Source organism: Bradyrhizobium sp. DN3 (assembly GCF_041357655.1).
Lineage (GTDB): Bacteria > Pseudomonadota > Alphaproteobacteria > Rhizobiales > Xanthobacteraceae > Bradyrhizobium.
This window is the reverse complement of record NZ_JAULLN010000038.1, coordinates 45,516-55,569: the sequence shown is the minus strand read 5'-3', so window position 1 is coordinate 55,569 and position 10,054 is coordinate 45,516. Positions and strand designations below refer to the sequence as shown.

At 63.6% G+C, this 10,054-nt stretch carries 10 protein-coding genes and 1 pseudogene; 4 read left to right on the top strand and 7 right to left on the bottom strand.

Annotation, left to right across the window (positions count from 1 at the left end):
• From AAE027_RS35555 to AAE027_RS35545, 3 genes are all read left to right on the top strand, one after another.
• The coding region (locus AAE027_RS35555; protein WP_479714260.1) for a TCP-1/cpn60 chaperonin family protein at nt 1-537 on the top strand (537 nt) is incomplete at its 5' end.
• Nucleotides 538-1,110: 573 nt separating this feature from the next.
• Complete coding sequence (locus AAE027_RS35550; protein ID WP_130216364.1) at nt 1,111-1,299, top strand: hypothetical protein; 189 nt, start codon at nt 1,111-1,113, stop codon at nt 1,297-1,299.
• Nucleotides 1,296-2,999 (top strand): recombinase family protein, encoded by a 1,704-nt coding sequence (locus tag AAE027_RS35545; protein ID WP_370990551.1) that lies wholly within the window; start codon nt 1,296-1,298, stop codon nt 2,997-2,999. The genes AAE027_RS35550 and AAE027_RS35545 overlap by 4 nt, the downstream gene beginning before the upstream one ends.
• Here the strand turns inward: AAE027_RS35545 and AAE027_RS35540 are convergent.
• The 7 genes and pseudogenes from AAE027_RS35540 to AAE027_RS35510 all read right to left on the bottom strand — a co-directional run.
• Nucleotides 2,972-3,061: pseudogene (locus AAE027_RS35540) on the bottom strand (acyl-CoA thioester hydrolase); the annotation flags it as partial. The gene AAE027_RS35545 and the pseudogene AAE027_RS35540 sit on opposite strands and share 28 nt — an antisense overlap.
• A 131-nt stretch (nt 3,062-3,192) precedes the next feature.
• Nucleotides 3,193-4,113, bottom strand: coding sequence for a metallophosphoesterase (locus tag AAE027_RS35535; RefSeq protein WP_370990550.1), 921 nt, complete (start codon nt 4,111-4,113; stop codon nt 3,193-3,195).
• Between the two features lie 105 nt (nt 4,114-4,218).
• Nucleotides 4,219-4,407 (bottom strand): DUF6869 domain-containing protein, encoded by a 189-nt coding sequence (locus tag AAE027_RS35530; RefSeq protein WP_370990549.1) that lies wholly within the window; start codon nt 4,405-4,407, stop codon nt 4,219-4,221.
• A 199-nt stretch (nt 4,408-4,606) separates the two neighbouring features.
• On the bottom strand, nt 4,607-5,641 hold the full coding sequence (ruvB, locus tag AAE027_RS35525; protein ID WP_370990554.1) for a Holliday junction branch migration DNA helicase RuvB: 1,035 nt from the start codon (nt 5,639-5,641) through the stop codon (nt 4,607-4,609).
• A gap of 155 nt (nt 5,642-5,796) precedes the next feature.
• The gene (gene ruvA / locus AAE027_RS35520) at nt 5,797-6,414 is read right to left on the bottom strand and encodes a Holliday junction branch migration protein RuvA (RefSeq protein ID WP_370990548.1); all 618 of its coding nucleotides are present in this window, start codon (nt 6,412-6,414) and stop codon (nt 5,797-5,799) included.
• Nucleotides 6,411-6,938, bottom strand: a complete 528-nt coding sequence (gene ruvC / locus AAE027_RS35515) for a crossover junction endodeoxyribonuclease RuvC (protein WP_370990547.1) — start codon at nt 6,936-6,938, stop codon at nt 6,411-6,413. Before ruvC ends, ruvA begins: the two co-directional genes overlap by 4 nt.
• A gap of 238 nt (nt 6,939-7,176) precedes the next feature.
• Nucleotides 7,177-7,923: a YebC/PmpR family DNA-binding transcriptional regulator gene (locus AAE027_RS35510; protein ID WP_091881484.1), complete on the bottom strand. Its 747-nt coding sequence runs from the start codon at nt 7,921-7,923 to the stop codon at nt 7,177-7,179.
• Between the two features lie 223 nt (nt 7,924-8,146).
• Between AAE027_RS35510 and AAE027_RS35505 the strand changes: the two genes are divergently transcribed.
• Nucleotides 8,147-9,895 (top strand): methyl-accepting chemotaxis protein, encoded by a 1,749-nt coding sequence (locus AAE027_RS35505; protein WP_370990546.1) that lies wholly within the window; start codon nt 8,147-8,149, stop codon nt 9,893-9,895.
• Nucleotides 9,896-10,054: the final 159 nt, after the last annotated feature.

Sequence of the window (10,054 nt, the reverse complement as noted above, 5' to 3'; positions counted from 1 at the left end):
CTCGCCGGCGGCGTCGCGGTGATCCGCGTCGGCGGCGCGACCGAGGTCGAGGTGAGGGAGCGCAAGGATCGCGTTGATGACGCGATGCACGCGACCCGCGCGGCTGTCGAGGAAGGCATCGTCCCGGGCGGCGGCGTCGCCCTGCTCCGTGCCGCCGACGCGCTTAAGGGCCTGCGCACCAAGAACGACGACCAGAAGACCGGCGTCGAGATCGTACGCAAGGCGTTGTCCTGGCCGGCCCGTCAGATCGCGCTCAACGCCGGTGAAGACGGCTCGGTCGTGGTCGGCAAAGTCTTGGAGAAGGATCAGTACTCTTACGGCTTCGATGCGCAGACAGGCGAATACAGCAACCTGGTCTCCAAGGGCATCATCGACCCGACCAAGGTCGTGCGCACCGCAGTCCAGAACGCCTCCTCGGTGGCGGCGCTGCTGATCACAACGGAAGCGATGGTTGCCGAGCTGCCGAAGAAGAACGCCGGCGGCCCTGCGATGCCTCCTGGCGGCGGCATGGGCGGCATGGGTGGCATGGACTTCTGATCCAGCCGCATCACGCGGACCACCAAACGCGAGAACCCCGGCAGCAATGCCGGGGTTTTTGTTTGCTCTTGCAATCTTTCTACCACGTTATTCTGGGCTCGCATTACGCGCGGCCCCGGCACCCCCGGATCGTTGAATAGCCCTATCTAGTTGCCAAGTATCGAATGGATCCATTGGCGTCAGATGCCGGACGGGCCCCCGCGCAGTGCTTCGGTCTTAAGGTCTACTTCACCACCAGCAGCCAGATTTCATTGGTGGGCGAGCCGACGTTCCGCAGCAGCCACTACGAGAGGCCGCGTGGCCTGAGAACGGCTCCGCTAGGCACGGCACCGAACAACAGACTTACGCCACCGTCACCCGCAAGTATTTTTACTCCGCTTTGCTTAGCAAATCTGCTCCCGACTACGCGCCTGATCGCCAGGAATGCCCTCACGCGCGCTGCGACACTTGAAGAATTTCATTTTCATTCGATGCCGCGGAAGTCAGGATGAGGGAAGCGCTGCGAGCAATCACTGCGGCTTGGCTGTGGCGCAGCGCGGAAATTTACGTTAGCTTCTGCTGGCGAGTTTGCAAATGCGTACCCGCATCCGATCGCTCCGAGAACAACGGGCGATCATTCGAGCGCTTGACCCCTCCCATCCTCAGAGCTGGGATAATCCCGACAATGAGGAAATCTGGTTTGAGCTGGCGCGCGCCATCGGACGCCAGATCGCACGGGATGAAAATGACGGCTCGGCAGCAGCCGATAGAGGACCGGCATGACGACAAGGTCATCCAAGAAAACGGCCGTACTATACGCCCGCTATTCCAGCGACATGCAAAAGGCGACCTCGATTGACGGTCAGCTATTGCTCTGCCGGAAGGTCGCATTGCGCAACAACCTCGATATTATCGGGGAGTTTGTGGATGCCGCAAAATCTGGCCTTACCGAAGGTGCACGGGACGGCTATCAGCGCTTGCTCAACGGTGTGCGAAAACATGACTTTGACGTGGTCGTCGTAGAGCACTTTGACCGCTTGTCACGCGATCCCGCAACTATCCAGCGTCTCAAGCAGGTTTTCGAGTTCAATGGCGTTGAGTTAATGGATCAGAGAGGCGTCTATGCGACAGCCACGGACATCAGCATCGCAAGTCTCTACAATACGATTTACAAGCCGCAGCTCGCCGAGAAGGTTCGGCGCGGCCATGACAACGCTGTTACTAACGGAAGAATTCCTGGCTCATACGCCTATGGGTATCGGCCGAAACCAGGCGCGCCCGGCGAGCGGACGATCGATGAGGACGAAGCGAAGGTTGTGGTCCGCATCTTCACCGAATATGCGGCTGGCCGCTCGACTCGAAGTATCGCCGCTGATCTCACCCGCGAAGGCGTGCCCTCACCAGGGGCAATTCGTCACAAGAACAAGGCGGGACGCACCACCTGGAATCATCAGTGCATCACGGGCGGTCGGCATGGTCGCGGCATTATCGGTAACGATCTATACATCGGCGAGATACATTGGAACGTTCGCTCGACGATTATCAACCCGGAAACGCAGAAGAAGCAGAAGCGCCGCAATCCGGAGGAACGGCACATCATAGTCAAAAAGCCCGAGCTGCGGATCGTTCCGCAAGTGCTCTGGGATCGAGCGCAGAAGGTTCGTAGCGTGCGCGCCGTGCACATGTTCGGGCCAACAGGCAAGCCGCGGCGTCGCATCGTGATCCCGCGTAATAACGAGCACCCGCTTGCCGGGGTGCTCCGGTGCGGGGTCTGCAATGGCCATATGCGAATCGCTCAATCCTCCCGTAACGGCGCACCTCGCGCTGCATGCGCGAACGCGCATCAGCGGGGCACCTGCGAGCATACCCGCAGCTTTGACATGGACGTTTTGCTCGAAGATGCCTCTGCCAAGATCGAAGTGAAATTGCTTTCGCCAAGAGCCATTGAAGAGGCTATGCATGCTTGGAAGGAGGAGCGCAAAAACGATCGGAACAAGAGCAGCGAATACGCCAAGCTAGATCGTCGGCGCCGCGTGTTGACTACCGAGATCGAACGTCTGTCATATGCCATCGCAAATAGCCGTCGGAAGCCGGATGAGTTGCTCAAGCGGATCGATGAGTGTGACTTGGAACGGGAAAGCGTAGAAGAGCGCATGCGGCTGCTGGGCGGTGGCGGCGAAAATGTCATCCCCTTCGACCACCCGAAATTCGGTGACCGATACCGTTTGGAGGTTAGAAGGCTTGTCACAGCGCTCAAAACCAATCCTAAGGCGATCGAAACTCGTGTCGCCTTCCGCAACTTGATTGACTGCATCGTGGTGCATCCGGTTCGCAAGCGAATGCCCTACGAATATACGCCCTACCTCAACAGCGTTGCCCTTTACGGCAAGAAGCTTTTCCCAGAAGGCCGCCGCACGGCGGAAGAAAGCAGTTCGTTTGCCTACTACGATAATGGCAAGTCAGAGAAATCCGTGTCCTCGTAATAGACACGGACCTGCATGTGGTGGCGGCCGCCGCGGATCTCGCCGTCGAGATGAGCTGTCACGTCGCGAGCCTCTTCGCTTCTCTGTAACCCGCCCGTTTTGCGCAAAAACAGGCGGTCGCGCAAGCGTGGTGGTTTTTTTGTTTGTCGCGTTTTCTCGACGCGAACCGGTGTCCACTTCGCTCGAAAACGCTTTAGGACACAACCGGTGCGGTTCGCCCCAGCGTCACCTCGACGATCTCGGGCGGCACGCCGACGCGGAGCGGCATGATGCTGCAACCGAGGCCGCCGGAGATGATGACGTCGCATTTCAGCCGGACATGGCCATAGGCGAGCCGGATGCCATGCTGCGCCGGAACCGCCGGCGACCAGCCGAGCAGGCGGACCTGGCCGCCATGGGTGTGGCCGGACAGTTGCAGCGCGACGCGCGCGGGCACACGCGGCGCGATGTTGGGTTCATGCGCGAGCAGGATGATTGGCGCGTCGTCCGTGACCTTGGCGAGCGTTGCGTTGAGATCGTCGGCACCGAAATGCACCATGCTGCGAAAGCGTCGCGCCGGCAGGAAGGCGAGCTGATCGCCGAGACCGGCGAGCCAGAACGGTCGGCCGTCCTTGGTGAGGCGCACGACATCGTTCTCGTAGACGGGGATGCCGGCTGCTTCCAGTGCGCGATGCGCGATGGTCGGGCCAAGTCCGGCCCGCTGCACGGTCTTGTCGTCCCAATAATCGTGGTTGCCCATGACGGCGTGGACGCCGAGCGGCGCCTTGAGGCCGGCCAGCACTCTGGCCCATTCGCTCGACGGGATGATACGCGTGACCTGGTGCAGGCCGGCGACATAGTCGCCGAGCAGCACGATGATATCAGCCTTCAGCGCGTTGGTGCGGTCGACGACGGCCTCGATCCGGTCCAGCGGCATCCAGGGATCGCAGGCATGGATGTCGGCGATGACAGCGATCTTCAGCGGAAGATCCGCCCGCCACTGCCGCGGCATCGGATGATAGCGGGTAACGCGGAGCCGCAGCATCGGCTCGACGCCGACACCATAGGCCGCAGTCGAGGCGCCGAGGGCGGACAGGGCGCCAATGGAACGGATGAGATGGCGGCGAGTGATCATGGACGCTCGATGGTGATGCTGCTTCTCGATGCGACCCGATTGAAGCGGAATTGGGGTGCGTTCGTGCAGACCGTCTGCATCCTGGTGCAGACGCCTGCACAGAGGTTACCAGCGGCTCTCGCCAATCAGGGCATCCAGCCGCGTCCTCACGTCGTCGGGCGCGCGGTAGTACCAGACGCCGCCGAGCAGATCGCGAAAACGTTCATTGACACGCGCCTCACGCTCGATGCGGTCGATCGGCCCGGCGCTGATCACGTCTTCGAGGGGGCCCGCGGCCAGCAGGGACAGCAGCACCGGGTTGGCTTCGATCTTCAGGATCTCCAGGATGAGCTCGACCTGATCGCGGCGCGGCCGCGATGACCTCGAGCAATCCGGTGTCGTTCGTCGGCCCCATTTCTTCCCGCTCCAATCCGTGTGCGTGAGCGGCGATGCCGTTCGCCGCGCGTTCGGATTAGTGATGGGATTGAACCGGTGGGTTCACCGTCGCAGGCAATCAGTCGTCTTCGGACTGGTCGGTGCCGAACAGGCCAAATTGTGCCGTATCGCGCGTGGGCTCGGCGAGACCGAGATGGCGGAAGGCGTGCGAGGTGAGCAGACGGCCGCGCGGGGTGCGCTGGAGATAGCCGCATTGAATCAGATAGGGCTCGATGATGTCCTCGATCGCATCGCGCGGCTCCGACAAGGCAGCGGCCATGGTCTCGACGCCGACCGGGCCGCCGCCATAGTTCATCGCGATGGTCGTGAGGTAGCGGCGGTCCATGGCATCGAGGCCCGCGGCGTCGACTTCGAGCGCGCTAAGTGCATGGTCGGCGATCTTGCGGTCGATCTTGTCGGCATCGGCGGCCGAAGCGAAATCGCGCACCCGGCGGAGCAGACGGCCCGCGATGCGCGGCGTGCCGCGGGCGCGGCGCGCGATCTCGTTGGCGCCGTCCGCGCTCATGCCGACATTGAGCACGCGTGCGCCGCGGCTGACGATGCTTTCGAGCTCCTCGATCGTGTAGAAATTCAGCCGGACCGGAATGCCGAAGCGGTCGCGCAGCGGATTCGTCAGCAGGCCTGCGCGCGTGGTGGCGCCGACGAGAGTGAATTTCGACAGCTCGATCTTCACTGAGCGCGCGGCCGGCCCCTCGCCGATGATGAGGTCGAGCTGAAAGTCCTCCATCGCGGGATAGAGCACCTCTTCCACCGCCGGGCTGAGGCGATGGATTTCGTCGATGAAGAGCACGTCGCGCTCTTCGAGATTGGTGAGCAGCGCAGCGAGATCGCCGGCCTTGGCGATCACCGGCCCTGATGTGGCGCGAAAGCCGACGCCGAGCTCCTTGGCCACGATCTGCGCCAGCGTGGTCTTGCCGAGGCCGGGCGGGCCGACGAACAGCACATGATCCAGCGCCTCGCCGCGCTTGCGGGCGGCTTCGATGAAAATCGAGAGATTCTTGCGCGCCTGCTGCTGGCCGACGAAGTCGGACAGCGATTGTGGGCGCAGCGCGGTGTCGCCGACATCGTCGCTGCGGCGCTCGGGCGAGAGCATGCGGTTGGCCTTGGGGTCGCTCACTCAGCGAACTCCATCAGATCGTAGGGTGGGCAAAGGCGCCCTTCGCGCCGTGCCCACCATGTTTCCAATCGCTCCAAAGGTGGTGGGCACGCTGCGCTTTGCCCACCCTACGAGACTAACCATTGACGCGCTCACTTCGCGAGTTCCTTCAGGCCGAGGCGAATGAGCTGCGCCGTCTCAGCGCCTTCACCGGCACTGCGCGACGCGGACGCAATGGCCGCAGCCGCCTGCGGCTGGCCGTAGCCGAGATTGATCAGCGCCGAGATCGCATCCGCCACCGGGCGCGGCGCGCGCTGGTCGTCGACGGCGCCCGCGAGATGCACGACGTGCGGATCGACATTGGCGAAGGCCGGCGCCTTGTCCTTCAATTCGGTGACGATGCGCTCGGCGACCTTGGGGCCAACGCCCGGCGTGCGCGCCACCACAGCCTTGTCGCGCAGCGCAATGGCATTGGCGAGATCGGCTGGCGCCAGCGTGCCGAGCACAGCCAGCGCGACCTTGGCGCCGACGCCCTGCACGGTCTGGAGCAGGCGAAACCATTCGCGCTCCTGGTCGGTGCGGAAGCCGAACAATTTGATCTGGTCCTCGCGGACATAGGTCTCGATCGACAGCACGGCCGCTTCGCCCGGCGACGGCAGATGCTGCAGCGTGCGCGACGAGCAATGCACCTGATAGCCAACGCCGCCGACGTCGAGGATGACGAAATCCTCGCCGTAGGAATCGATCAGGCCCTTGAGCTTGCCGATCATATCCCCACCACCTTCAGCCTGAGCGCGGTGCTCTGGCGGTGATGGGCGTGGGTGATGGCGATGGCGAGTGCGTCGGCGGCGTCTGCCGACGGCGGCTCGGCTTTGGGCAGCAAAATCTTGAGCATCATCGCGATCTGTTGCTTGTCGGCGTGACCGGCGCCGACCACCGTCTTCTTGACCTGGTTCGGCGCATATTCGGCGACACTGATGCCGAACATCGCCGGCGCCAGCATGGCAACGCCGCGTGCCTGGCCGAGTTTTAGCGTCGCGACGCCGTCCTTATTCACAAAAGTCTGCTCGACCGCGGCCTCCATCGGCTTGTGATCGGACAGAACGGCCGCGAGCCCCTGATGAATCGCGAGCAGACGGTTCGACAGCGGCAAATCGTCCGCCGGTTCCACCGAACCGCAGGCGACATAGATCAAGCGATTGCCCTCAGCCTCGATCACGCCCCAGCCGGTGCGGCGCAGGCCGGGGTCGATGCCGATGATGCGAACGGGGCCACGAATCGGAAGCGCAGTCATGGGCCAGTGATAGCGGCTGGCCGGACTGAGGGAAACAGAAACAGAACGGAAGTAACAGGGGAAGTGGGGAGCCGGTCAGTGAGGCGGGAGTTGTGCGCCACAATACACGCCGTCATACCCCGCGAAAGCGGGGTATCCAGTACGCCGCGGCTTCTCCGCATCTCGCCGGCGTCTCTGGAATACTGGATCGCCCGCCTGCGCGGGCGATGACAGCGGAGGAAAAGGCTAGAAGGACGGCCTACCCGCCCATCTTCGCCATCAGCGCGTCCGACACCTCGAAATTGGCGTAGACGTTCTGGACGTCGTCGTGCTCGTTCAGCAGGTCCATCAGCTTCAAGAGCTTCTCGCCGGTCTCATCGTCGACCGCGACCGTGTTCTGCGGCTTCCAGATCAGCGCTGCCTTGCGCGGCTCGCCGAACTTGGCTTCCAGCGCCTTGGCGACGTCGCGGTAGCCTTCGGTCGAGGCGTAGATCTCGTGGCCGCTCTCGCTCGAGATCACGTCGTCGGCGCCGGCCTCGATCGCGGCGTCCAGCACGGCGTCGTCGGAGGCGACGCTGCGGTCGTATTCGATGATGCCGGTGCGGTCGAACATGAAGGAGACCGAGCCGGTTTCGCCGAGATTGCCGCCGGACTTGGTGAAGAAGGAGCGGATGTCGGAAGCGGCCCGGTTGCGGTTGTCAGTCAGCGCCTCGACGATGACGGCGACGCCACCGGGGCCGTAGCCCTCGTAGCGGATTTCGTCATAGTTCTCGCCATCGCTGCCGAGCGCCTTCTTGATGGCGCGCTCGATATTGTCCTTCGGCATGTTCTCCTGGCGCGCGGCGATCACGGCGGCGCGCAGGCGCGGGTTCATGGCGGGATCAGGGGTGCCGAGCTTGGCCGCGACGGTGATTTCCCGCGCCAGCTTGCCGAACAGCTTCGACTTCTGGGCATCCTGCCGCCCCTTGCGGTGCATGATGTTCTTGAATTGGGAATGTCCGGCCATGCGTGGTCTCTTGAATGGTCTTTGGAATCGTTCGCCGATGGGGTGGGAAGCGCGGCGTTATAGGCCGCCAACCCGCCGGAATCAAAGGGCTCTGGTACTTTAAGGTAGCACTGTAGAGGTAGCCACCGTAATGGTCCGTGCCTAGAGGTCGGGCATCGTTAACCCTGATTTCATTTCGGCCTGCGAAAATAGCGTCCGCCCGTTCCCCGACAAGAGAGACGTGATGGCGTTCGGACTATTTCGGAAGCGTCTGCCGGAGATGGCTGCGCCCGCGGCAGCCCCGCAGGCTGCGCAGCCGGTGGCCAATTTCGAGCCTGCCCCCGCCACGGACGGCGATTCCGCCAGGGAGATCCTGGAATTGCTGGAACTCGAGCTGGGCGCCATGATCCGCCAGCTCGAGCGCGCCGCCAATTCGGTGGCCGGCGGCGCCGAGGCGACCGCCGCAACCCTTGCCGCCATTCGCGACCGCACCGACGCCCTGACCGGCCGCACCAACGCGGCGCAATCGACCGCCTCCACCTTCGCCCATGCCGCCGACAAGTTCACGCAGTCCGCGCTGGGAATCGGGGCGCAGGTCCGCGAGGCCGGCAAGCTCGCCGACGAGGCCAGCGCCGCGGCGCAGGAAGCCCGCGCCAACGTCGATCGCTTGCGCGAATCCTCCGCCGCCATCGGCAATGTCGTCAATCTGATCGCGCAGATCGCGCGGCAGACGACGCTGCTCGCGCTCAACTCGACCATCGAAGCCGCCCGTGCCGGCGCTGCGGGAAAAGGCTTCGCGGTCGTCGCCACCGAGGTCAAGGCCCTCGCGGTGCAGACCCAGAGCGCGACCGAAGAGATCACCCGGAAGATCGACGCGCTCCAGCGCGACGCCGCCGGCTCCGCGGATGCGGTGCATCGCATCTCGCAGGCGATCGAGGCGATCCGCCCGGTGTTCGCGACCGTCAACGGCGCGGTCGCCGAGCAGAACGCCACCACCGGCGAAGTCTCCGGCAATGCGACAAGCGCGTCGGAATTCATCGTCTCGGTCGGCGAGAGCGCGGCCGAGATCGATGCCGCGACCAAGGCGGCCGAGACCCACGGCGAGAATGTCGCCAGCGCCGGACGCGCCGTCACCACTTTCGCGCAGAAGCTGAAATCGCGCTGCGCCGTGCTGCTCCGCCAGAGCGAGCACGACGACCGCCGCAAGACCGAGCGCTTGCCCTGCCATCTCAAGTTCGAAACCGCGCGCGGCGTGATGCCGGTCTATGAAATCGCGATGGAGGGCGTGCTGATCGGCGGCGCAGACGCAGGCCGGCTTGCGCCGCAAGCGCTGATCGAAGGCATCCTCGAACACGTCGGCGCCTGCCGCCTGCGCGTGGTCGAGCAATCCAAGGCCGGAGCCCGCGCGCAATTCGTCAATCCCAATACCGAGCTCCGCGAGAAGATCGAAGACAGGCTGTGGTCGATCCATGAGGAGAACACGGAGTTCGTCACCCGCGCCATGGAAGCCGGCAACGCGCTGACCAGGATATTCGAGCAGGCGGTCGCGCGCGGCGAGGTCAGCATCGACGACCTCTTCGACACCGATTATGTGGAAATTGCCGCGACCAATCCGCAGCAATATCGCACGAAGTATCTCGACTGGGCCGACCGGGCGCTGCCTCCGTTCCAGGAAGCCTTTCTGGCGAAGGAGCCGCGCATGGCGTTCTGCGCCATGGTCGACCGCAACGGCTTCCTGCCGGTACACAACAAGATCTATTCGCATCCGCAGCGGCCGGGCGATGTCACCTGGAACACGGCCAACAGCCGCAACCGGCGGATATTCAACGATCCGGCCGGATTGGCCGCGGCACGCAACCTGCGCTCGTACCTGGTCCAAAGCTATGCACGCGACATGGGCAACGGGAACACGGTCATGATGCGGGAGATCGATGTCCCGATCCGCGTGCAGGGCCGGCACTGGGGTGGATTCCGCACTGCTTACAAGCTCTAGAGCATGATCGGAAAAGTTGTGCAGCGGTCTTTCTACAAGACCATGCCTCCAACCAAAGAATTAAGGCGAATTGGCCCTCGTGCACGCTCAGGCAAGACGGCGGCGGCGAATCATCCCTTAAAGTCATCGTTGGAATGGGAATGCCGCCGTGAGCCGGCG

Bases quoted from the DNA above. Each gene is read 5' to 3' on its own strand.
- AAE027_RS35510 (WP_091881484.1), bottom strand. From the start codon at position 7,923: ATGGCCGGACATTCCCAATTCAAGAACATCATGCACCGCAAGGGGCGG.
- ruvB (WP_370990554.1), bottom strand. From the start codon at position 5,641: ATGCTCTCGCCCGAGCGCCGCAGCGACGATGTCGGCGACACCGCGCTG.
- AAE027_RS35550 (WP_130216364.1), top strand. From the start codon at position 1,111: ATGCGTACCCGCATCCGATCGCTCCGAGAACAACGGGCGATCATTCGA.
- AAE027_RS35535 (WP_370990550.1), bottom strand. From the start codon at position 4,113: ATGATCACTCGCCGCCATCTCATCCGTTCCATTGGCGCCCTGTCCGCC.
- ruvC (WP_370990547.1), bottom strand. From the start codon at position 6,938: ATGACTGCGCTTCCGATTCGTGGCCCCGTTCGCATCATCGGCATCGAC.
- ruvA (WP_370990548.1), bottom strand. From the start codon at position 6,414: ATGATCGGCAAGCTCAAGGGCCTGATCGATTCCTACGGCGAGGATTTC.
- AAE027_RS35545 (WP_370990551.1), top strand. From the start codon at position 1,296: ATGACGACAAGGTCATCCAAGAAAACGGCCGTACTATACGCCCGCTAT.
- AAE027_RS35505 (WP_370990546.1), top strand. From the start codon at position 8,147: ATGGCGTTCGGACTATTTCGGAAGCGTCTGCCGGAGATGGCTGCGCCC.